This is a genomic window from Lactobacillus intestinalis, assembly GCF_024397795.1.
Lineage (GTDB): Bacteria > Bacillota > Bacilli > Lactobacillales > Lactobacillaceae > Lactobacillus > Lactobacillus intestinalis.
The window spans coordinates 1,024,387-1,046,368 of the sequence record NZ_CP072983.1 but is presented as its reverse complement, the minus strand read 5'-3'; the positions used below and the strand labels follow the sequence as shown (position 1 = coordinate 1,046,368).

The following is a 21,982-nucleotide window of genomic DNA, read 5'->3' as shown; positions in this document are numbered from 1 at the left end:
AAGTTCTTGAAGTAATTGATCAATTCGTTATAAATAATTAACCTATAAGTATAATTTTGCTAAAATATTCTTTAATGATTCGGGAATGGAGATTTTAAAATGCAGATTTATTTTGTCAGACATGGAAAAACTGAGTGGAATTTAGCAAGTCGTTTTCAAGGAGGACATGGGGACTCTCCGCTATTAGATCAAAGTTTAAAAGATATTAAAAAGTTAGGAGAGCATTTAAAAGGTACGCAATTTCGGGGCATTTTTGCTAGTCCTTTAAATCGAGCTTTTAACACAGCACAGGGCATTGATGATGCTATGAATGCTAATTTACCTGTAGTAATTGATGAACGCTTACGTGAGTTTAATTTAGGAGATATGGAAGGAATGAAGTTTGACGAGGCTGCCAAAAAATTCCCTGAACAGATTGATAACTTTTGGAATCATCCAGATAAATATGATCCTACTGAACTTCACGGTGAAACTTATCAGCATGTAATCAGAAGAGGGACAGATTTTGCTCAAGAAATGGCACAACGTTTTCCTAATGAAGATGACAAAATTTTAGCCGTTAGTCACGGTGCTGCTCTATCAGCGATCATGGGAGGCCTTTTAGGATACCCTTTAAAAGACGTACGTAAACGTGGCGGATTGAGTAATACTAGTTTAACAATTTTGGAAACAAAAGATGGTGGAAAGTCATTTTTCCCCGTAATTTGGAATGAAACTAGCTATTTAGGTCGAAAATTATCAGAAACGGATTCACTATAATGGATAAAAAGATAGATAATTTATATAGAAATGATAAAACAGATGAAGCTATTCATCAGTTAATCGAAAAAATTGATGAACATCCCAAAAATGTTGATAATTACTTGCAATTGTCAACATATTTAATTGAACAAGGAAGTTTTGATCAAGCTCAAAAACTCTTGGAGCAAGCTCAACATTTAGTTGAAAAGCCTCAAGAGCTTTCTTATAACTTAGCCGTTGCTTATTATATGCAAGGTGAATTTGATAAGGCTTTAACTCTTCTTGATAAAATCCCTAATGATGACCTAACTTTGTATCAAAAAGCTTTAGTATATTTAAAATTAGGTCAATTACAAAGGGCTTTAGCATATGCTTTATCGATTAAAAATAAAGATAATCGAGTAAAAGAATTGCTTGGTGATATTTGGATGGGACTAGGTGATTTTAAGCAAGCTGAAGACAATTATCGTCAAATCTCAGAAGATGAGCGGAATGCTAAGATAAATTTTTTGTTGGGAATTGCACTGTTTGATCATAATAAAGAAGAGGCTGAAAAGTTTTTAGCTAAATCCAAAAAGATGGATAGAAAATACTATCAACAAGCTGAAAATCAATATGCAGCAATTATGAAGATGCTCAGTGATAAGGAAAAAGGTAAATGAGTGAATTTACGGGTAAAGTAGATAGCATTATTTTTGAAAATAACGAAAATCTATTTAAGATTTTAGATATTGAAATTATTGGTTCGTTAAAGGATTATTCTAAAGATACTATTCGTGTAACTGGTAATTTTGGTGATATTCAAATTTCTGGAACTTATAACTTTTCTGGAAACTTGGTAATGCATAATAAGTTTGGATTACAATTTCGTGTAGAAAGTTATCGACAAGTTATGCCTCATGAAGAAAGTAGTCTTACTAAATACTTAAGTTCAGATAAATTTCCAGGAATTGGATATAAAAGCGCAACTGTAATTATTGACGAATTAGGATTAAATGCTCTGGAAGTTTTAAAAGATAATCCAGCTAAAATTGATACATTATCTCTTTCAAAAAAGCAGAAAAACAGCTTGCTTCAAGGAATTCAAGCTATGGATTCTTATTCAGAAATTGTATTGAAGTTAGCTCAATATGGTTTAAATAAAAAAGTAGCAAATCAATTTTATAAGATTTATAAGGGTGATACTTTAGCTAAGCTTGAAGAAAATCCCTATGCTTTAGTGGCGAATGTATCAGGATATAATTTTAATTCTGCTGATAAACTAGGGAAGAGTTTAGAAATTCCTTTAGATGATCCACGACGAATTAGAGGAGCCGTTCTCCAAGTTTTGACGGAGAATCTTGTTGTTGAAGGTAATACTTATGTTGATCTTAAAGAGCTATTGGCTAAGGCTGCAGAGCTATTAGGAAGTAACGATTTTGATGCCATTGCTGCTGGTATTAATGATTTACAACATGAAAATAAGATTGTAGTAGATGATGATACCGCAGCTTTACAAAATATTTTTGAAACAGAAAATGAAATTGCTAATTTGTTGAAACAATTAATTGATCGACACCAAGAAGAATCAAAATATTCTGAAAAAGAAGTTACTAAGGCAATCGAAAAGATTGAAAAAGAGTTGAATATTAGTTATGATGATACGCAAAAATTAGCAATTAGAAATGCTTTGACTAATCCAATTTCAATTTTAACTGGGGGACCTGGTACTGGTAAAACCACTATTGTTAATGGAATTTTGAAAGCCTTAAGAATACTAGCCGAAATCCCTAAGTCAGCTTTATTCAGTGAAGATCCACCATTTTTACTGGCTGCTCCAACTGGGAGAGCCGCAAAAAGGATGAGTGAGATCACGGGTATTGCAGCTAAAACAATTCACCGCTTATTAGGGATTGGAATTGATGGTAGTGGAGAAGAGGAATTAAATACTTTAAATGGAGAAATCTTAATCGTTGATGAAATGTCAATGGTTGATATGTTTTTATTTAAAAAGTTGATTGCTAGCATTGATTCTACTGCCCATGTGGTATTTGTAGGAGACAAGGATCAATTGCCTTCAGTAGGTGCAGGAAATGTGTTTAGTGATTTGATCGATTCAAATATTTTTCCTACTACGCAGTTGAAGCAGATTCACCGTCAAGGAGATGAATCGACTATCATTACCCTGGCTCATGATATTAATGAGGGAAAGAATCAAGATAATATTTTTAAGAAAACGAATAATTATTCCTTTATTTCTTGTCAGCCGAATTTAATGGGGGATGCAATTAGTCAGATTGTAAAGTTAGCTTTGAAGCGTGGGTTTGATAAAGACGATATTCAAATTTTGAGTCCTATGTATCATGGTAATGGAGGAGTAATTAAGTTAAATGATGTGGTTCAAGAAATAATGAATCCTCCTAAAGTTAACAGCAAAAAAATAGAAACCCATAATGAAATTTTTCGAATTGGTGATCGTATTTTACAATTGCAAAATAATCCTGAAAAGGATATCTATAATGGGCAAATTGGAAAAGTTATTAGTATTAATGAAAACAATCCTAAAGAATGTTTAGTGGCAAAATTTGATGATCGAGAAGTCACCTTTAGTAAAAATGACTTGCATGATTTAACACGGGCCTATGCGATCACTATTCATAAGTCTCAGGGATCAGAATTTCCTTTAGTAATTTTAACTTTAACCAAACAAAATTCTATTATGCTTAAGCGAAATTTACTATATACTGCCATAACTCGTGCGGAAAATAATCTAGTCTTATTAGGCGAGCCGGAAGCTTATGTTAAAGCTCTAAGTACTCCAGGCAATGATCGAAAAACTGACTTAACTAGAAAATTATGCAGGAAGTTGCAGGTTAAACCTTTAAATAAAGATAAGGAGCCAACAGAAACTAAACAAGAGGATTATATTTTAACTCCAGATCTTATCTATTCAGGAGAAATCGATCCAATGATTGGAATGGATAATATTCGTCTAGAAAAAAATTAATGAAATCTTGAGAGCGTTAGATACCCCGCTATATCAAATACATGTATATAGTAAACATGGAGTTTATTATTGACATATAGTGTATAAAATCTCTTTGAATATCTAAAATAGTCTATCTATTGTGCTATGATTTGTATATTTAAAGGTAAAAAGGCAGGACTGGGTATAGTGGATATTCGCATAACTAATACCAAAAATCGGATTCAGCAAGGCTTACTGAAATGTATGGCGGAAAAGCCTTTTCGCGAAATTTATAGTAGAGACGTTATTGCTAAAGCAGAAATTAGTTCTCGTACGTTTTATCATTATTATTCCAATAAAAATGAAGTCTTGGATGATACTGAAGATGAACTCATTCAAGGTTTAAAAAAGGCGATGGAATCTGATCGGAAAGATATACGAAAGTTAGATCATTTAGCAACTAATGAAGAAATTATAGAAAATTTTGAAATAGCTTTTCGTGAAACTGTTGATTATTGGATTCTAAATAGAACAACATTTTTAACACTTTTATCTGAAAATGGAGATATTGGCTTTCTAAAAAAGATTTATGATGCGACTGAGAAGGAATTTTTAGTTCGAACACGCATAACTTATGGAAGCGATAAAAAAATAAAAGAAAATAAGAATTTCTCTTTTAAAGTCGCCATTAAGAACTATGTGAGTTCAATTATTTGGACAATTTCTTATTTATTACAATATGGAGATAAACTTTCTCCTTTGGAAATGCGTAAAATTATAGGAAAAATTCACGTAAATTCTCCAGTCAAATTAATTCAGGATCAATTCAAGTAAAAATAATAGGCTTATCTTAGCCTATTATTTTTTCTTTTATTTTTAACTGGAATAGGAGCCATACGTCTAGTTAATGTAGTGGCACTTGCTAAAACTCCTAAAGATAAAGTAATAGTAGATATAATAAGTAGTTTCACGAAAATCTTCCTTCCATTTATTCATAAAATGATAATACTCTCTGAAATTGAAGTTTTAATTGAAAATTATTAATGGAATAATTAAGTTTTTCCTTTACTGAGTAAAAAAATGCTAATAATTACTAAAAGATGGTATTCTATATATAAGAAGTTTTTGCAATGGAGGTTTTCAAATATATGAATACAGAAAAGAAATTACTTATTCTAAAAATAATTGGTATATCTCTTGCAGGAATAAATATGCTTGTTTCAATATTGACTTTAGTTTATAAATATCAATTGAAACATTCAAAAAAATAAAAAGAAAATATAGAAAGGCTAAGAATATCTATGAAAGATGATCCTCATCCGAGGTCTTTAAAAATAAAGAAAGCAGAAACGGTTTTACAATATCCAAATTTAGATCGAGTAAGCAACTTAACGTATATTGCAGAGGACTTGCTTGAATTTTATGCTCATAATTTAGATATGACCTATGTTTTAAATGATGTCACACTAAATAAATTGAGTGAGGCACATGATGTTATTTTTGCATAGAATTTTCTATATGTTATTTTTATAAAAGAAAAATAAAGTTTTACCACTTTGTAAAAAGTATGGTATATTAAGAATGTCATTAAATTGACACATAAAGCTATAAAAACATATAGTGATTAGCATGAGGCAATCCTAACGCTGAAAGGGGATTGTCTTTTTTTATAATTTTTATTAGAGGAAGAAAAATGGATAATTTTATAAAAAATGGTATTGGAGAATGGGTAAGTACTCATACTCAAGTAGAACAAGTTGCGAATAATACTTGGTCAATTGCCACCACTCAAATTGATGCCTATGGTGATACAGTTTACTGTTTTGTTGAAAAAAATGGTAATCTTTACAAGATTGGTGATGATAGTCATATATTGTTTAAATTAGATCCTGGTGAAACTGATAGAGAACTTTATCAAACTGGGATGGAAGTAGCAATTGGTGCGGGATTTGATTTTGATGAGGATACTTGTGAAATTTCAGTGACTACAGATAAAGAAAATCTAGCACAAGCAATTATTCGATTGGCTCAATTACAGGTTGCAATTTCATATTTAGGCTAAAAAAACACCCTTATGAAGAATCTTTAATCATAAGGGTGTTTTTTATTTAGATTATTTCTTTTCAATGATCATTGGTAAAATCATTGGTCGTCTCTCTGTCTTTGAATACAAGAAATCAGAAAGATTTTCAATGATAGCTCTTTTAATCTCGCTATCTTTTGGTCGATCAGACTTAGCCATTTCATTTCTGAGAACGTGGTATACATGCTTTTGAGCTTGACTAATTAAATCAGTAGACTCGCGCATATATACAAATCCACGACTAAGAATGTCTGGGCCAGCTAATACACGTTTATGTTTATAGTCAACAGTAGCGACTGCAACTACTAGTCCTTCTTTAGAAAGAATTTGTCGATCATGAACTACTACATTTCCAACATCGGCAGTACCAGAAGTGTCTACATACACATCGCCAGCAGGGATATGGCCTGCAATTCGTGATCCTTCGGGACTGAAACATACAACTTCACCATTACTTAAGACAAAGGTATGATCAGCAGGAACTCCAGCTTGTTGTGCTAACTCAGTATGAACAACTTGCATTCTATATTCCCCGTGAACTGGGATCATGTATTTAGGTTTGACTAAACGAACCATCATCTTAAGTTCTTCTTGTCCACCGTGTCCAGAAGTGTGGACATTGTTAACACGACCGTGAATAACATTAGCTCCACCTTCCATTAATTTGTTAATTAAATGATTTACACTTAAGGTGTTTCCAGGAATTGGATTTGAAGAGAAGATGACAGTATCATTAGGTTGTAAACTGATTTGACGGTGAGTTCCATTTGCAATTCTAGATAAAGCTGCAAGGGGTTCACCTTGAGAACCCGTACATAGGATCATTGCTTTTTCAGGTGGAATATTGTTAATTTCATCTGCGTCTACAATTAGTCCTTCGGGTACGTCAAGGTATCCTAAATCAATACCATTTTGAACTCCATTTTCCATGCTTCGTCCAAAAATAGCAACTTTTCTTCCTGTATCAATCGCAGCTTGTAAAGCTGTAGAAACACGATATAGGTTAGAAGCAAAGGTAGCAAAAATAATTCGACCTTTAATTCCGGTTATCATATCATGAATAGATTGAGCTACAAACCGCTCTGATTTAGTAAATTGCGAAACTTCCGCATTAGTAGAATCAGATAAGAGGGCAAGAACACCTTCTTTACCTAATTGTGCCATTTTTTGGAAATCTGGAGCTGGTTGATTCATGACAGGAGTCAAATCAAATTTAAAGTCTCCCGTAAAGACAACTGCACCAAGTGGTGTATGAACAGCAATTCCTAAAGTATCTGGAATTGAGTGAGTAGTTCTGAAGAAGCTAACAGAGAGCTTTTTAAATTTCAAAACAGTATCTTCATGTTCTTCATGGAGTTCAGTAGTCTTTAAAATACCATGTTCTTCTAGCTTACCTTTGATTAAAGCAAGGGCTAGGGGAGTGGCGTATACTGGGATTTCAGGAATTTTTTCAAGTAAAAATGGAATCCCACCAATGTGATCTTCGTGACCGTGACTAACTACTAATGCTTTAATTTTCTTACGGTTTTTGATCAAGTAAGAATAGTCTGAAATAACATAGTTAATACCAAGTAAATCATCTTCTGGGAACTTAATTCCACAGTCCATAATTACAATTTCATCTTGATATTGTACACAGTACATATTTTTACCGATTTCATGCAATCCCCCAATTGCAAAAACGGCTACTTCATTATTTTTAACTCGCACTCTAAACTACTTCTTATCTCCGAACGTCGTTAATTTAAAATCAGCGTGTTCTTTTTCGTATTTTAAAGAATTACCAGTTAATTCTTGAATGAGTTCAATGTTGTAGGGGGTATTATCTTCAACTAACTCACGAGCTTGGACTAAGTTGTCAGCTTCCATGAAAAGAGTTTGTGTAGTTTCTCTACGTGGGTTAACAATCTTGTCCTTTTGATACAAAACTTTGTAGATCATATATTGTAGTCTCCTTAAATTATTTAATTTTTTAAACGTTCTCAAAAGGGGATATTAGAAAATATCCCACAGCTAATAAATATTTTATCATATTTGTAAAGATAAGTACATACACAAGTTCGGCCACATTTTTTGCAATAAAATTACAGATACCATTGACATAAAATAACAGAGGGACTAATATAAAAAGTGTAGTAAATGGCTTTTAAAACTCATTTGCTCAATATAAGAAGTCTCTTCAATCTTCTTAATTCCCAATGTAAAAAACCATCGGCTTAGTCACCCGATGGTTTTTGTTGTTTATATTAATAACAAGAAAATAGTTAGAAAAATAACGCTATTAGGAAATTACTACAGTGTCATCTTTTAGGTCAAACGGATTTTGCTTGTTAATGCGGTCGTAGAATAAGTGACCATTTAAGTGGTCAATTTCGTGACTTGCTACAATAGCTGGATAATCCTTTAAACGGATTGTCTTCTCTTCACCGTCAACAGTAAAGTAGTGAATGGTTAACTTATCTGGACGAGGAACATAACCATTAATTACTTTGTCTACACTAAGGCAACCTTCACCTTCACTAAGACAAGCTTGGCGTACTGATTCAGAAATAATTTCTGGATTAACAAAAGTTTCTTTAAAGATGATTTCTCCTTTATCATTTGGAACTAAAAGAGAGGCCATCTGCACACTTTCACCAACTTGAGGAGCTGCTAAACCAACTCCAGCTCTTAATTGATGTTTTTCAGCAATCTTTGGATCTTGAGAATTGATCAAATATTCCATCATGTCGTCGGCTAATTTTTTGTAGTGATCACTTAGTGGAAAAGTAAGTGGTTCAGCAACTTTACGCAATACAGGATTACCATCGCGGGTAATGTCTTTCATTAAAATCAATATGAATTACTCCTTTAATAAAAATATCTACATTATTATTTTTACCATAACTTATAAATAGATGCTTGTTTTTTAAGTTAATTTCAAAGAAAACTTAAATTGAACCTAAAACGTTGACCCATGTGTAGTTAGGTGGTAAAATCAATGATCGAAACTAACAAATAGAAAACACTTCGATAAGCGGCTTACGCGCCACCGAAACTGTGACCGGGTCACAGTTTTTTTATTGAGGAGTGGGGAGGAAAATACTTTTGTCAGAAAAAAGAAGAGACGATATTAGAAATATTGCTATTATTGCCCACGTTGACCATGGTAAGACTACTTTAGTTAACCAATTGCTTAAGCAATCAGATACTTTGCCAGAGCACATGAACTTGGAAGATCGTGCAATGGACTCAAATGCCATTGAACGTGAACGTGGTATTACTATTTTATCTAAGAATACTGCGGTTAAGTACAAGGATACTACTATTAACATTTTGGATACGCCAGGACACGCCGACTTCGGTGGAGAAGTTGAACGTATCATGCACATGGTTGATGGTGCTTTGTTACTTGTTGATGCATATGAAGGTCCAATGCCACAGACTCGTTTCGTATTAAAGAAGGCTTTGGAAGCTGGTGTTAAGCCAATCGTTGTTTTAAACAAGATTGATAGACCAGGTGCTCGTCCTAAGGAAGTTTTAGATGAAGTTCTTGAACTTTTCATTGAACTTGGTGCCAGCGATGAACAACTTGATTTCCCAGTTGTTTATGCTTCAGCTTTGAATGGTACTTCATCATACGATTCAGATCCTGCAAAGCAAGAAGAAACCATGGATCCAATTTTTGATACTGTTATCAAGAATATTCCAGCTCCAATTGATAATGTTGATGAACCATTACAATTCCAAATCACTATGCTTGATTGGGACGATTATGTAGGTCGTATTGGGGTAGGTCGTATTTACCGTGGTCACGTTAAAGTTGGCGACAACATTACTGTTATGAAACGTGATGGCTCAACTCAAAACTTCCGTGTTACTAAGTTGTTTGGTTACTTCGGTTTGAAGCGTAACGAAATTCAAGAAGCTAAAGCTGGCGATATCATTGCTATTAGTGGTATTAATGATATTTATGTCGGTGAAACTATTGCCTCAGCTGAACATCCAGAAGCATTACCACTTCTTAAGATTGATCCACCTACTCTTCAAATGGACTTCGTTGCTAACGACTCACCATTTGCTGGTCGCGAAGGTGATCAAGTTACCCCTAAGAAACTTGAAGATCGTTTAATTCGTCAAACTCGTACTGATGTGTCTTTGAAGGTTGATCCAACTGATCAAATTAATGCTTGGACTGTTTCAGGTCGTGGTGAACTTCACCTTTCAATTTTAGTTGAAGAATTACGTCGTGAAGGCTTTGAATTACAACTTTCACGTCCTAAGGTTATTTATCGTGAAATTGACGGAACCATGTGTGAACCATTTGAAGCTGTTCAAATCGATACTCCAGATGAATACGTAGGTTCAGTTATTGACTCACTTTCACAAAGAAAAGGTACCATGCAAAACATGGAAGCCACTGGAAATGGTCAAACTCGTCTTGAATTCTTAGTTCCATCACGTGGCTTGATTGGTTACAACAACGAATTTATGTCTCAAACTGGTGGTTACGGAATTATGAACCATACTTTTGATTCATACAAGCCAGTAGTTAAGAATTGGGAACCAGGCCGTAGAAACGGTGCTTTGGTATCAATTAACCAAGGTCAATCAACTACTTACTCACTTCAATCAGTTGAACAACGTGGTGAATTATTCATTGGTGCTGGTGTTGAAGTTTACGAAGGTATGATTGTTGGTCAATCAAGTCGTGAACGTGATATTGCTGTTAACGTAACTAAAGGTAAGAACTTAACTAACACCCGTGCTGCTGGTAAGGACCACGCTGCTGCAATCAAGACTCCAAGAACAATGACTTTGGAAGAAGCTATTGAATTCTTGAATGACGATGAATACTGTGAAGTAACTCCAGAAAGTATCCGTCTTCGTAAGAAGATTTTGAATACTTCAGAACGTCAAAAAGCAGATAAGAGACGTAACCGTCAATAATTTTATCTTTTATTAAAAACTGTCACTTCATTCAAGTGACAGTTTTTTGTTTTCTAAAAAAGTTTTATAATGAAAAAGATATTATTTTACACAAAAAGGGGACGGCTCGAGTGCGTCAAAAAATTCATTACTTGAATTATCATATTTTGATACCATACCTGCTACTAGTGGTTTTTGGGATCATTATGGTATATTCATCTAGCTCAGATATTTTATTAGTAAATGGCTTCAAGCCGGCGACTTATGGGATACGTCAAGCGATTTATGCTCTAGTGGCGTTTTTTGGATTTGGCGTCCCAATTTTTGCTCTAAAGATTGATGTATTTAAAAGCAGAAAATTTGTGGTGTGGTTCTTTATGATCAGTTGTGCTTTATTGGCATTTTTGGTTGTAATGAAGATTTTTAAAGGATCCAGCGCTGCAGTTAATGGTGCAGTTGGTTGGATAAACTTAGGTTTTATCAATTTACAGCCACTTGAAGTTGCTAAATTTGCATTGGTTATTTATCTAGCCTATGTTTTGGATAGACGAGACGGAAAACTAGTAAAAGGACAAATTGTTCAAAATCTTTCCCATCCAGCGATATTATCAGCAGTTATGATGTGTTTAGTTATTGTTGAACCGGATTTTGGTGGTACTGCAATCTTATTCATGATTGTGTTGGTGATGTTTTCCGTATCAGGAGTACCTACTAGTATTGCATTGCGATGGCTGTTAGGAATTATAGTGATTGTAGCTGCAGTAGTGGTCCTAATTATTATCTGGAATCCTAAATTTTTACAAGAAAGTTATCAGTTCCAACGTTTAATGTCTTTTCTTCATCCTTTTGAATTAGAGAAAAAAGGAGGAGCCCAACTTGTTAATTCCTATTATGCTATTCATAATGGTGGATTAGTTGGAGTTGGTCTGGGAAATAGTATGCAAAAACGGGGTTATTTACCTGAACCCTATACTGATTTTATTTTGTCTATTGCAGCTGAAGAAATTGGTACTTTAGGTGCAATTGCTATTTTAGGGCTACTATTTTATCTTATGTGGAGCATTATGGAAGTAGGACTTTATGCTACTTCTCAATTCAATGCTTTAGTATGTTTCGGAGTTACGACAATTCTGTTTACAGAAACTATTTTTAATGTAGGAGCTGTCCTAGGATTATTGCCAATTACGGGGGTTACGTTGCCCTTTATTTCCTATGGTGGATCTTCAATGATTGTATTAACTTCCTGTGTAGCATTGGTATTAAATATTTCTGCAAATGAAAAAATTAAGAAACACATGGAGGAAAGTGTGGCATGAGTATCAATAAAGATATAGAAGGTACTACTCTAGTTAAGCGAGTAGGCTTAATTATCTATTTGAGTTCGGCGAGTGACCAGTATAAACTGCGTCGGTACGGAGATATTGTTTATTTTTCTAAAAAAATGAAGTACTGCGTACTATATTTAGATAAAAAAGAAGCAAAAGCAAAAGTGCGTGAGATCGGAAGTTTAGATTTTGTAACGGAAGTTAAATATTCTCAAGATGAAAATATTGATTTAACTAGTGAACATATTGAAAGCCAAATTAATGATCTGGCACAAATAGCAGAGGCAAAACTGCTAGAGAAGAAAGAAAATGATGAGGCTATAAAATGAGAATTATTTCTGGTAAATACGCTAAACGGAATTTATTTACTTTAAAGAGTAATAAAACAAGACCGACAAGCGATAAAGTTAAAGAGTCCCTTTTTAATTCATTGGGACAATTTTTTGAAGGTGGCGCAGTATTAGATTTGTACGCAGGTAGTGGGGCTTTAGGGATTGAGGCTGTTTCTAGAGGTTATAGTGATGCAACCTTAGTTGATATAAATTATGCAGCCTGCGATATTATTCGAAAAAATGTTGCCCTCACGAAAGAAGAATCACGCTTTTCTGTTTATAAGATGTCCAGTAATGCTGCTTTGAAATTTTTGGCAGAAAAAGGTAAGAAATTTGATCTGATATTTTTAGATCCACCATATGCTAAGCAAAGGATTGCTAAGGACATGCAGAAGATGTGGCAACTTGATTTACTTAATGAAAATGCAATTGTAGTAGCTGAAACCGATGATGATACTGAATTAGGTGAAATTTCTGATTTTGAATTGATCAAAGAACATCATTTAGGGAAGACAATTGTTAGAATTTATCGAAAGGAAAACTGATGGTAACTGCACTTTTTCCAGGAAGTTATGATCCAATCACCAGAGGACATATTGATGTAGTTAAAAAAGCGGCTCAGATTTTTGATAAGGTATATGTGGTGGTGATGACCAACACTTCCAAGAATTATCTATTTACAGATGAGGAGAGAGCTGACTTTGCAAGGGATGCACTAAAGGATGTTGAGAACATTGAAGTGCTTTTGAAACCAGAACAGTTGACTGTAGAGGTAGCTCATGAGTTAGGAGCAAGTGCAATTGTCCGCGGAGTGAGGAACAGTGACGATTTTCGGTATGAACAGCAAATTGCAGGAATTAATGAAGAAATTGCTTCTGATGTTCATACTGTATTATTGTTTACAGATGCCAAGGACAGTTTTATTGCCTCAAGTATGATAAAGGAAGTAGCCAAATTTGGTGGCGATATAAGTCAGTTTTTACCTGCAAAAGCTGCCCAGGCTCTAATAAAGAAAATGAGACAAAAAGATGAAAAGTAAAAGAAAATCGCGTCTTAGAAATTGGCTAATTGGAATTTTAGCTGTAATTGTTGTGGCTTTTATTGCATTTTGGCCAACTAATTATTTTATTGAAAGCCCGGGCGAAGCAGTTCCTGTAGGACAATTTATTAGTGCCAAGGGTAAGAAGCCTAATAATTTTTATTTGGTCACGGTGAGTGTAACAAGCCGCCCTGCAAGCATTTTGCAATATTTATGGAGCTATACTCAAAAGTTTTCAACGCGAGTTCCAGCCTCAGAACTTCTTGGAGATCAAACAAGTAGCCAATATGAAGAATTGCAAAATTGGTATATGGAAACAAGTCAACAAACAGCAATTTATTATGCAGCTAAGAAAGCTAGTTTGAAGCCTAAGCTGGAATATCGCGGTGTATATGTGATGAAAGTCCAAAACAACTCTAGTTTTAAAAACAAGCTTCAAATTGGAGATACCGTACTTGCAGCCAATAGCCAGCATTTTCGTTCTACCGAAGAAATGATGAATTATTTAAAAAAGCAAAAAATCGGATCTAAGGTAACAATTACTGTTTTACGAAATAAAGAAAAGAAAAACTTTACCGGTAAAATTGTTAAGGTGGCTGGGACTAATAAGCCGGGAATCGGGATTCAATTAGTAGAACATGTTAGTGTTGAAACTAAACCACGTTTGAGTATTGATGCAGGCGATATTGGCGGACCATCAGCGGGTTTGATGTTTACTCTAACCAGTTATGAAGTGTTTACTCACCAAAATCTTTCTAAGAATCATAAAATAGCGGGAACAGGAACTATTTCTCCAAACGGAAAAGTAGGAATTATCGGTGGCGTAGATAAAAAAGTCGTAGCTGCTGATGAAGCAGGCGCAGAAGTGTTCTTTGCTCCTACGGATTCAACCGGTGTTAAAAAATCCCAAACTAATTATGAGGTAGCTAAGCGTACAGCTAAACAAATTCATACAAAGATGAAAATTGTGCCAGTTAATAATTTTGATGATGCACTTAAATATCTAAAAACTCATTATTAATAAAAAAGTCCAGAAGAAATTCTGGGCTTTTTGCGTACTTAAATAATGAGGTGAAAATAATGGATTTTGAAAAAGTTAAAGAATTTATCTTGGAGAAGAAACAATATTTTATTATTGGCGTGGTTGTATTAGGACTAATATTTTTCTTTAAAAAAGAAGATACTAAGCAAAATGAGAATGCGAGTTTATTGCCAGAAAAAACAGAGCAAAGCTCAAGTAGTAGTTTTTCTACATCCAATCAATCATCATCTGCTCAGTCTGTATCTCAATCTAAAACAGTAACTTGTGATATTTCAGGAGCTGTGAAACACCAAGGAGTTTATACTTTGAAAAATGGAGCACGGATTCAAGAGCTAATTGAAGCAGCTGGTGGAGCAAAGCAAAACGCTCAGCTAAAGGCTGTAAATAGAGCAGTAATGTTAAAAGATCAGGACAAGATTCATATTCCTTACAAAGGAGAGAAAGTAGAAAATGCATCTAATTCTTCATCAACTGGAGCAGGAACTACGACTACCAATGAAAGCACAAGCAGTGAATCTGGTCAAAATAATGGAGAAAAAGTTAATTTGAATACAGCAAGTGCTGCAGATTTGCAAAAGTTAAATGGGATTGGCCAGAAGAAGGCAGAGCAAATTATTGCTTATCGAGAACAAAATGGCCAGTTTAAGAAAATTGAAGATTTAATGCAGGTTTCAGGAATTGGAGAAAAGACCTTTGCAGCACTCAAAGACCAATTGGCTCTCTAAAATTTGTCAGCCTGGATATTTACTAATTAACGCATTAATATTAGTAGATCTATCTTTTTTTATTTATCAATCACATCTTGGACAAAGATTAACGTCGGTTGCAATTGGGGTGTATTTGCTATTAATTGTTTTAGTCAAATATTCGAACTTAAAATGGCTAACACTTATGCTGATTTGTAGTGCAAGCGTAGGATTTTTGCATAATAAACAAAGTAGCTCTTTAGAATTAACCGATGAATTAACTGTACAAGTTTATCCAGATCAAGTTAATTTAAAAGATGGATGGATGTCAGCCCAAGTAAGCACGCCAAAAGGAAAAATATTAATAGCAGGCTCGATTAATAAGGAACAAGAGGCTTTAATTAAAACAGGGAGATCTTTATGGATTACTAAAATGTCTGGCGAAATCTCTAAAATAGAACCTGCGACTAATTTAGGAGAATTTGATTATCGAAGTTATTATCGATCTCAAAATATTAGTCAACGTATTAAATTTAAACATTGTGAGATTGTATTTGCGCCTAATAATTTGATGGCAAAATTGCACAAAATTAGATTTGATTTGCAGGAATATTTTAAACAATTTCCTCAATTAATTAGCTTTTTTGCTAGTGAATTGGTTTTGGCTGAAAATAATTCTGAAGATAATCAAGAAATTTTGAATAATTATCGAAATTTAGGCGTAATTCATTTGTTGAGTATCTCAGGACTGCATGTTGGAATTTATGTTTTGATAATTAGTACTCTTTGTTTTTGGTTTAGATTTACTGAAGAGGAAACTTTTATTTGTTGTATTGCGATTTTAATGATTGAAATTTTTTTAAGTGCTGGTCAAGCAGGTTTTATTCGAGCTAGTTTAACTTATATTTTAGGTAAGGTATTTAGTTTTAAAAAATGGCGTATTGCTGGAGCGGACCTTTTAGGCTTAACCTGTTTAGTGCATCTGATACTCGTTCCTAAATTATTTTTAGGAGTGGGGGCTCAATTGAGCTATATTCTGGTATTAGGCTTACAGTTAACAAATCGATTATCTCCATTTAAACAATCGATCGCACTTAATCTTTTCTTGACACCACTATTATTGTTTTACTTTTATCAGGTAAACGTTTTAACGGTGATTTTTAATCTTCTAATTGTGCCATATTTTAATTGGATAGTGATGCCTATAACTTTTACGAGTATTGCTTTATTTGAAATCTTTCCGCAAATTCCCCAGAGTCTGGAAACTGTCTTAAAATTTGGAGAGGGTATAATTAATCATCTTTCGCAGTTTCAGTTAGGAATGATTACGTTTGGCAAAATCAACTGGTGGGAATGCTTACTGCTTCTGTTGCTTAGTGCAACTGTTTTAGTTTCTGTAAGCGAATTAAAATCAAAAGTAAGTTGGAAGTTAATTGGAATTTTAAGTGCCAGTTATGCGATTTTCTTCTGTTTAATCCATTTTCCACTAAAAGGTCAAGTAACGTTTATCGATGTGGGACAAGGGGATAGTATTTTAATTACTACCCCATTTCCACGAAAAGTTTATATGATTGATACTGGTGGAAAGTTGAACTTTTCTGGAAAGAAGCTTCCCCCGCAGGTGAATAAGATAACCATTCCTTTTTTAAAAGCTCAAGGAATTAATAAGATTGATGGTCTTTTTGTTTCTCATCAAGATGCTGACCATGTAGGTGATTTAGGACCTTTGATGTCAGAAATTCAAGTGGATAAATTATATATGGCCCAGGGACTGTTAACAAATCCATCATTTTGCAAAAGGATTGATGGAAAAATTGAGCATACTAAGTTGGTAGAGCTGTTGGCAGGGATGCAGGTTAAAGAGCCACAATTAACTTTCAATGTCGTCTATCCCTTTAAGCCAGGAGAAGGAAAAAACGAGGATTCTCTGTCCCTTATGTTTAAATTAGGCGGTAAAAGTTGGTTGTTTACTGGAGATTTAGGACAAGAAGGAGAAAAAGAATTGATGAATCGCTTTAACTTTGCGGTTGATTATTTTAAATTGGGCCATCATGGCAGTAAAACATCATCAAATCCCGAATTTTTAGAAAAATTACATCCCCAAATGGTATTTATTTCTGCAGGAAGAAAAAATCGTTTTGGTCATCCTCATCCTGAAACTTTAGCCACTCTTAATAAATTACAAATTCCATGGGTATCTACTCAAGACTGTGGTATGATTAGCTGGTATTACGGTAAATGGACACAAAACCATTTTGAAAAATTTTTATTAAAGGGCGATAAACAGTGACTCTACTCTCATTATTTAACAATACTGCAGCCGATGTTCCCCAAACCTTGATTTGGGGAGAAGATGATTTTTTAAATGATTATATAGCTCGGTCTTATACTAGAGAAGATAAATTTAAGGACTTAGATCGAATTACAGTTGACTGTGAAAACGATGGGTTGGATGAATTAATAGCTAATTTAACCGAATCAAGCTTATTTAGTGCACAAAAAATAGTTATTGTAAAGAATCCGTTCTTTTTAACTTCTAAAGTAGCTAAGAAATTTAAGAAGCAGCTAGATCAATTGCAGGAGATTTTTTCTCATATTAATGAACTTGATGATGTTATTGTAATGGTTGCATCTTATGAGAAACTTGATAAACGCAAAAAGATCACAAAAACCGTGATGAATAATTTTAATGTGATCAATCCGAAAATTAAATCCTACGAAGTTAGTGCAGTTGCTAAGTCAATAATCAAAGCAGAAGGATATATAATTACCCAGTCTGCTTTGCAATTACTCGTAGAACGTAGCGATCAAGTAATGGATACAATTTTAAGTAATTACAGTAAACTTAAAATTGTAGCCCAAAATCAAAAAATTACCGAAAAAATGGTGGCTGAAAATATCGAACTTTCTTTGGCTCAAAATGTATTTGAAATTTTAGAAGCAGCTTTTAATAGAAATTATCAACAAGCTCTTACTCGACTCGAAAATCAATTGCGAGAAGGAGTTAATCCTATTCAACTGTTGGCAGTGTTTGAAAGTCAGATAGAGGTTCTATTAGTAGTTAAAGTTTTGGCTGAGCGAAGTCGAAGTGAGACCCAAATTGTTAAAGAATTGGGAATTCATCCTTATCGTGTGAAGTTAGCTTTGAAAAAAAGAATTCCTATTGAAAAATTAGAGCAGATGCTTGAAAAAGCAATAGAATTAGATTTTAAATATAAAAATGGGACTTATCAATCTGATGAATTCTTAAAAATGTATATTCTGAATGCGTAAAAAAAGCCCGAGATATAAATATCTCGAGCTTTTTGATTTTCTAAGAGTAATTACTTAGCTAACTTAGCCAAACGACTCTTATCACGACTAGCCTTGTTCTTGTGGATTAATCCTCTTGAAACGGCCTTATCCAAAGCACTTTCTGCTTCTAAACGCAACTTGGAGGCGTCTTTTTCACCAGCTGCAACAGCGGCTTTGAACTTCTTAACAGCAGTTCTGAGTTCGTTCATTTGTGCAGCCTTGTGCTTTCTAGTAGCGTCTTGAGTCTTAACACGTTTGATAGCTGATTTGATTTGTGGCATGAAATTCACCTCCATTAACTGGTAATTTTACTTAATTGATTATACTTAAGAATATTATTTCATGCAAGGTAATTTGTGCTTGCTTTTTAAAAAAATAGCATGTAGTATATTTATTGTTGTGAACCATTAACGCTGTTTGTTCGCTCACACCTGACGGCAGACGTTGTTAATGGCAATTGTTTATTGAAAGGTGAAGAAATAATTATGGCAATTTCAAAAGCTAAGAAAGACGAAATCATTAAGGAATACGCAACTCACGAAGGCGATACTGGTTCAGTTGAAGTTCAAGTTGCTGTTTTAACTGCTGATATTAACAACTTGACTGACCACATGAAGTCACACAAGCATGACCACCACTCATACGTTGGTTTGCTTAAGAAGATTGGTCACCGTCGTAACTTGCTTCGTTACTTACAAGAAAATGACATTAACCGTTACCGTGAATTAATCAAGAAGTTAGGTTTACGTCGTTAATTCATTCATTTTGCTAAGAAAAGTCAGCTCAATTTGGAGCTGGCTTTTTTCGTTTTGTCATAATTACTGTCTTTATGCTAAAATTAATTAAGATTCTATTTACGTTTGGTTTTTAAACCCACAAAATAAAAAATTAAAATTAAGGATAGGAATTAATAATGACTGATCAAATTAAAATTATGATCTTGAGCGGTGTACGCGAACAAGGAAAAGATATGTTTGCCGTTCAAGTAAACGATGAAATTTTTGTCATGGATGCAGGTTTAAAGTATCCAGATAGTTCTTTGTTTGGAATTGATGTTGTGATTCCAGATCTTGACTTCTTTAAAGAATATGGTGATCGCGTGGCCGGGATTTTTCTTACCCATGGGCATGCAGACTCTATTGGTGCTTTGCCGTATATTTTACGCCAATATGATATTCCAGTATTTGGTTCAGAATTAACAATTGAATTGGCTAAAATTGAAGTTAAAAGAGAGAATAAACATTGCGATAATAGTTTATTCCATGTAATTGATGCTGATACTGAAATCGATTTTAAGAATGCCAGTGTTTCCTTCTTCCATACTACTCACTCAATTCCGGGCTCTCTTGGGATTGACATTCATACTCCAGAAGGGGAAGTAGTATATACTGGTGACTTTAAGTTTGATCCTACAGCTGCTCCTGATTATCGTACTGATATGGATCGTTTGGCTGAAATCGAACAAAAGGGTGTACTTGCGCTTCTTAGTGATTCTTCAAATGCAGAGGCATCTTTCCCAAGTGCGTCCGAACAAGATATTGGTCAATACGTGACTGATGTATTTAGAAATGCTAAAGGAAGAATTATTGTTGCTGCTAAGGCATCTAATTTAAATCGTGTACAAGAAGTTTTGAATGCAGCTCATGCGACTGGAAAGCGAGTTCTGCTTACTGGGCGTGATGTTGCTAAAATTGTTCGTACGGCCATGAAATTAGGCTATTTGAAGGTGCCTAAGGGTCTTTTAATGCGCGTAAAAGATTTGAAGACGACTCCTGACGATAAGACTGTTATTTTGGAAACTGGCCGCATGGGTGAACCACTGAATTCTCTCCAAAAAATGGCTAAAAAGCGCCATAGCATGATCAACATCCATAAAGGTGATCTTGTATTTATTGCAACTACTCCATCTCATGCTGTTGAAACCATGGTGGCTCAAACCAGTGATATGATTTATCGTGCTGGTGGTACAGTAATTGAGCTTGGAAGAAACAAGCACACTAGCGGCCATGCTACTGGACGAGATTTGCAAATTCTAATTGATACCTTGAAGCCTAAGTTTTTAATTCCAGTTATTGGTGAATACAGATTACTTGAGATTCATAAAAACTTGGCACTTAAAGCTGGTATGAATAAAGATGATGTATATATTACTAAAAATGGTGATTGTTTAAAGTACGATTATACTAAGAAGCGCTTTTACTTAAGTGATCCTGTTCCAGGTGAAGACACTATGATTGATGGTTCTGGAGTGGGAGATGTAGGCAATATTGTCTTAAGAGATAGAGAAGTTCTCTCAGATGATGGTATCTTTATTGCAGTGGTTACAATTGATCGAAAGAAGAAAAAGATTGTAGCCCAACCACAAGTCACTAGCCGCGGCTTTGTTTATATTAAAGCTAACCATCAGCTTATGCGAGAATCAGTTGATGTGATAAAAAATGCAATTGATAACAATTTTGAGCATAAGAAGTTTGATTGGACTGAACTTAAGCAAGATATCCGTAATGATTTGGAAAAATTTTTGTATAAGAAAACCAATCGTAGACCTGTAGTTTTACCTGTAGTGATGGAGGTAAACCAAAACCGCCATCGTGCTTTACAAAAGAAAAATAATAAAAAAGATAGTGTAAATAAACGCGCTAAGAATAGTGAGAAGAAAGAGGCTAAGAGTAAAATTGACAACTCTAAGTCAAAAAAATCTAATTAAACTTGCGAAAAAAGATCAAGATCAAGGAAATATAGATTCCGCAATTCAAAATTTAGAAGAAGCCTTAAATGATGGTCATTCAACTGAAGTGGTTTTAAAATTGTGTGAACTTTATTTGCTAAATAAGCAGGAAGATCAGGCATATTTTTTAATAAAAGAAGAGCCTGATCTTTTTTCTAATAGTCATGTATTTGATGAATATTTAAAAATATTACAAGCAAATAATTTCTTTATTGAAGCAAAAGAGGTTGAAAATTTGCTCAATAAAAAGTTAGAGATAGAAATTATTCCAGTTGAAACTTCTAGGCAATTTAAGATCATGCAAGAGATAAGAAATAGTACTTCTTTAAGCCAAATAGAATATTTGAAATTATTGAAACTTGATTTGAATAATTTTAAGAATTTTGCCCAAAGTATATTGTTGGATCCAAGTCAAAATTTTGCGTTAAGAATTGCACTGTGTGCTGATTTGGTTCGTTTAGGGATTAAAGATCCTATGAAAGTATTAATTCTTGGTCAAGAAGAGGAATTTATTCCTGCTAAAGCAAACCTTCTAGAAAAAGATCCACTCTTTAAAGAAGTAATTTCTAGCTTAGGAGATAGGTTTTACCATAGTCCAGCTCAGTTAGGAATGATGATTGGTGAAGCTAACTTGGTATTGGGTAATTTATATCCTCGGCTTGATAAATATGTTGATGAACCTGATAGTTTTGCAAAAGATTTAGCGTTGTATCTTCAAACTAATAATGGGGGCTCTCACCAGCAATTGTTAGAAAAAGTTTATGCAAATTTATTTAAATAATTGTGCAAAAAAGGTTTACTTTTTCAAAGTATTTAGTATAATTAGCAAAGGATATTTTCATTAGGCAAGGCACTAA

General features: G+C 34.0%; 23 protein-coding genes. 19 read left to right on the top strand and 4 right to left on the bottom strand.

The features are described 5' to 3' along the window. Window positions 1-99: 99 nt before the first annotated feature. The 7 genes from KBW87_RS04750 (at window position 100) to KBW87_RS04720 (ending at window position 5,750) form a co-directional block, all read left to right on the top strand. Complete coding sequence (locus KBW87_RS04750) at window positions 100-759, top strand: histidine phosphatase family protein (RefSeq protein WP_057809697.1); 660 nt, start codon at window positions 100-102, stop codon at window positions 757-759. Next, entirely contained in the window at window positions 759-1,403 is a 645-nt protein-coding gene (locus KBW87_RS04745; protein ID WP_057809699.1) for a tetratricopeptide repeat protein, read from the top strand. The genes KBW87_RS04750 and KBW87_RS04745 overlap by 1 nt, the downstream gene beginning before the upstream one ends. Next, window positions 1,400-3,727, top strand: coding sequence for an SF1B family DNA helicase RecD2 (gene recD2, locus KBW87_RS04740; protein WP_057809700.1), 2,328 nt, complete (start codon window positions 1,400-1,402; stop codon window positions 3,725-3,727). Before KBW87_RS04745 ends, recD2 begins: the two co-directional genes overlap by 4 nt. Before the next feature lie 168 nt (window positions 3,728-3,895). After that, entirely contained in the window at window positions 3,896-4,522 is a 627-nt protein-coding gene (locus KBW87_RS04735) for a TetR/AcrR family transcriptional regulator (RefSeq protein WP_162255591.1), read from the top strand. Between the two features lie 314 nt (window positions 4,523-4,836). After that, the gene (locus KBW87_RS04730) at window positions 4,837-4,959 is read left to right on the top strand and encodes a hypothetical protein (protein WP_255807051.1); all 123 of its coding nucleotides are present in this window, start codon (window positions 4,837-4,839) and stop codon (window positions 4,957-4,959) included. 30 nt (window positions 4,960-4,989) lie between these two features. Next, on the top strand, window positions 4,990-5,196 hold the full coding sequence (locus KBW87_RS04725) for a hypothetical protein (protein WP_057809705.1): 207 nt from the start codon (window positions 4,990-4,992) through the stop codon (window positions 5,194-5,196). 185 nt (window positions 5,197-5,381) lie between these two features. Beyond that, window positions 5,382-5,750, top strand: coding sequence for a DUF1828 domain-containing protein (locus KBW87_RS04720; RefSeq protein WP_057809706.1), 369 nt, complete (start codon window positions 5,382-5,384; stop codon window positions 5,748-5,750). Window positions 5,751-5,801: 51 nt separating this feature from the next. On the opposite strand, the gene rnjA is transcribed toward KBW87_RS04720, so the two are convergent. The 3 genes from rnjA to def all read right to left on the bottom strand — a co-directional run bounded on the left by rnjA (window position 5,802) and on the right by def (window position 8,607). Further along, window positions 5,802-7,481: a ribonuclease J1 gene (rnjA, locus tag KBW87_RS04715; RefSeq protein ID WP_057809708.1), complete on the bottom strand. Its 1,680-nt coding sequence runs from the start codon at window positions 7,479-7,481 to the stop codon at window positions 5,802-5,804. A gap of 6 nt (window positions 7,482-7,487) precedes the next feature. Further along, on the bottom strand, window positions 7,488-7,712 hold the full coding sequence (locus tag KBW87_RS04710) for a DNA-dependent RNA polymerase subunit epsilon (RefSeq protein WP_004042820.1): 225 nt from the start codon (window positions 7,710-7,712) through the stop codon (window positions 7,488-7,490). A 340-nt stretch (window positions 7,713-8,052) separates the two neighbouring features. Next, the gene (gene def / locus KBW87_RS04705) at window positions 8,053-8,607 is read right to left on the bottom strand and encodes a peptide deformylase (protein WP_034975741.1); all 555 of its coding nucleotides are present in this window, start codon (window positions 8,605-8,607) and stop codon (window positions 8,053-8,055) included. A 251-nt stretch (window positions 8,608-8,858) separates the two neighbouring features. On the opposite strand from def, the gene typA reads away from it, so the two are divergent. The 9 genes from typA to holA all read left to right on the top strand — a co-directional run bounded on the left by typA (window position 8,859) and on the right by holA (window position 18,376). Next, window positions 8,859-10,700, top strand: coding sequence for a translational GTPase TypA (gene typA / locus KBW87_RS04700; RefSeq protein ID WP_004042828.1), 1,842 nt, complete (start codon window positions 8,859-8,861; stop codon window positions 10,698-10,700). A gap of 110 nt (window positions 10,701-10,810) precedes the next feature. Then, a complete protein-coding gene (locus tag KBW87_RS04695) occupies window positions 10,811-11,995 on the top strand; it encodes an FtsW/RodA/SpoVE family cell cycle protein (RefSeq protein ID WP_057809710.1) in 1,185 nt (394 codons plus the stop codon). After that, on the top strand, window positions 11,992-12,333 hold the full coding sequence (locus KBW87_RS04690; protein ID WP_057809713.1) for a DUF2129 domain-containing protein: 342 nt from the start codon (window positions 11,992-11,994) through the stop codon (window positions 12,331-12,333). Before KBW87_RS04695 ends, KBW87_RS04690 begins: the two co-directional genes overlap by 4 nt. After that, window positions 12,330-12,881 carry a 16S rRNA (guanine(966)-N(2))-methyltransferase RsmD gene (gene rsmD / locus KBW87_RS04685; protein ID WP_057809715.1) on the top strand — a complete coding sequence of 184 codons (552 nt, stop codon included), beginning with the start codon at window positions 12,330-12,332 and terminating at the stop codon, window positions 12,879-12,881. The genes KBW87_RS04690 and rsmD overlap by 4 nt, the downstream gene beginning before the upstream one ends. Then, window positions 12,881-13,375: a pantetheine-phosphate adenylyltransferase gene (gene coaD, locus KBW87_RS04680; RefSeq protein WP_057809717.1), complete on the top strand. Its 495-nt coding sequence runs from the start codon at window positions 12,881-12,883 to the stop codon at window positions 13,373-13,375. Before rsmD ends, coaD begins: the two co-directional genes overlap by 1 nt. Continuing rightward, window positions 13,365-14,396, top strand: coding sequence for a SepM family pheromone-processing serine protease (locus KBW87_RS04675; RefSeq protein WP_057809719.1), 1,032 nt, complete (start codon window positions 13,365-13,367; stop codon window positions 14,394-14,396). The genes coaD and KBW87_RS04675 overlap by 11 nt, the downstream gene beginning before the upstream one ends. Window positions 14,397-14,455: 59 nt before the next feature. Next, a complete protein-coding gene (locus tag KBW87_RS04670) occupies window positions 14,456-15,142 on the top strand; it encodes a ComEA family DNA-binding protein (RefSeq protein WP_057809721.1) in 687 nt (228 codons plus the stop codon). Then, window positions 15,111-17,393, top strand: coding sequence for a DNA internalization-related competence protein ComEC/Rec2 (locus tag KBW87_RS04665; RefSeq protein WP_057809723.1), 2,283 nt, complete (start codon window positions 15,111-15,113; stop codon window positions 17,391-17,393). The genes KBW87_RS04670 and KBW87_RS04665 overlap by 32 nt, the downstream gene beginning before the upstream one ends. Then, on the top strand, window positions 17,390-18,376 hold the full coding sequence (holA, locus tag KBW87_RS04660) for a DNA polymerase III subunit delta (protein WP_057809725.1): 987 nt from the start codon (window positions 17,390-17,392) through the stop codon (window positions 18,374-18,376). Before KBW87_RS04665 ends, holA begins: the two co-directional genes overlap by 4 nt. A 50-nt stretch (window positions 18,377-18,426) precedes the next feature. On the opposite strand, the gene rpsT is transcribed toward holA, so the two are convergent. Continuing rightward, entirely contained in the window at window positions 18,427-18,678 is a 252-nt protein-coding gene (gene rpsT / locus KBW87_RS04655) for a 30S ribosomal protein S20 (RefSeq protein ID WP_004042807.1), read from the bottom strand. A gap of 204 nt (window positions 18,679-18,882) precedes the next feature. On the opposite strand from rpsT, the gene rpsO reads away from it, so the two are divergent. The 3 genes from rpsO (at window position 18,883) to KBW87_RS04640 (ending at window position 21,906) form a co-directional block, all read left to right on the top strand. Next, window positions 18,883-19,152, top strand: coding sequence for a 30S ribosomal protein S15 (gene rpsO, locus KBW87_RS04650; protein WP_004042806.1), 270 nt, complete (start codon window positions 18,883-18,885; stop codon window positions 19,150-19,152). A 158-nt stretch (window positions 19,153-19,310) separates the two neighbouring features. After that, window positions 19,311-21,104: a ribonuclease J gene (locus tag KBW87_RS04645; RefSeq protein WP_154881503.1), complete on the top strand. Its 1,794-nt coding sequence runs from the start codon at window positions 19,311-19,313 to the stop codon at window positions 21,102-21,104. Continuing rightward, window positions 21,073-21,906 carry a hypothetical protein gene (locus KBW87_RS04640; protein WP_057809729.1) on the top strand — a complete coding sequence of 278 codons (834 nt, stop codon included), beginning with the start codon at window positions 21,073-21,075 and terminating at the stop codon, window positions 21,904-21,906. Before KBW87_RS04645 ends, KBW87_RS04640 begins: the two co-directional genes overlap by 32 nt. Window positions 21,907-21,982 lie beyond the last annotated feature (76 nt).

What these genes read in the sequence shown, in the direction of transcription:
- recD2 (WP_057809700.1), top strand. Translation starts at nt 1,400, where the DNA reads ATGAGTGAATTTACGGGTAAAGTAGATAGCATTATTTTTGAAAATAAC.
- KBW87_RS04710 (WP_004042820.1), bottom strand. Translation starts at nt 7,712, where the DNA reads ATGATCTACAAAGTTTTGTATCAAAAGGACAAGATTGTTAACCCACGT.
- KBW87_RS04670 (WP_057809721.1), top strand. Translation starts at nt 14,456, where the DNA reads ATGGATTTTGAAAAAGTTAAAGAATTTATCTTGGAGAAGAAACAATAT.
- KBW87_RS04690 (WP_057809713.1), top strand. Translation starts at nt 11,992, where the DNA reads ATGAGTATCAATAAAGATATAGAAGGTACTACTCTAGTTAAGCGAGTA.
- KBW87_RS04730 (WP_255807051.1), top strand. Translation starts at nt 4,837, where the DNA reads ATGAATACAGAAAAGAAATTACTTATTCTAAAAATAATTGGTATATCT.
- rsmD (WP_057809715.1), top strand. Translation starts at nt 12,330, where the DNA reads ATGAGAATTATTTCTGGTAAATACGCTAAACGGAATTTATTTACTTTA.
- KBW87_RS04750 (WP_057809697.1), top strand. Translation starts at nt 100, where the DNA reads ATGCAGATTTATTTTGTCAGACATGGAAAAACTGAGTGGAATTTAGCA.
- KBW87_RS04645 (WP_154881503.1), top strand. Translation starts at nt 19,311, where the DNA reads ATGACTGATCAAATTAAAATTATGATCTTGAGCGGTGTACGCGAACAA.
- KBW87_RS04720 (WP_057809706.1), top strand. Translation starts at nt 5,382, where the DNA reads ATGGATAATTTTATAAAAAATGGTATTGGAGAATGGGTAAGTACTCAT.
- rpsT (WP_004042807.1), bottom strand. Translation starts at nt 18,678, where the DNA reads ATGCCACAAATCAAATCAGCTATCAAACGTGTTAAGACTCAAGACGCT.
- KBW87_RS04725 (WP_057809705.1), top strand. Translation starts at nt 4,990, where the DNA reads ATGAAAGATGATCCTCATCCGAGGTCTTTAAAAATAAAGAAAGCAGAA.
- coaD (WP_057809717.1), top strand. Translation starts at nt 12,881, where the DNA reads ATGGTAACTGCACTTTTTCCAGGAAGTTATGATCCAATCACCAGAGGA.
- rpsO (WP_004042806.1), top strand. Translation starts at nt 18,883, where the DNA reads ATGGCAATTTCAAAAGCTAAGAAAGACGAAATCATTAAGGAATACGCA.
- KBW87_RS04745 (WP_057809699.1), top strand. Translation starts at nt 759, where the DNA reads ATGGATAAAAAGATAGATAATTTATATAGAAATGATAAAACAGATGAA.
- KBW87_RS04675 (WP_057809719.1), top strand. Translation starts at nt 13,365, where the DNA reads ATGAAAAGTAAAAGAAAATCGCGTCTTAGAAATTGGCTAATTGGAATT.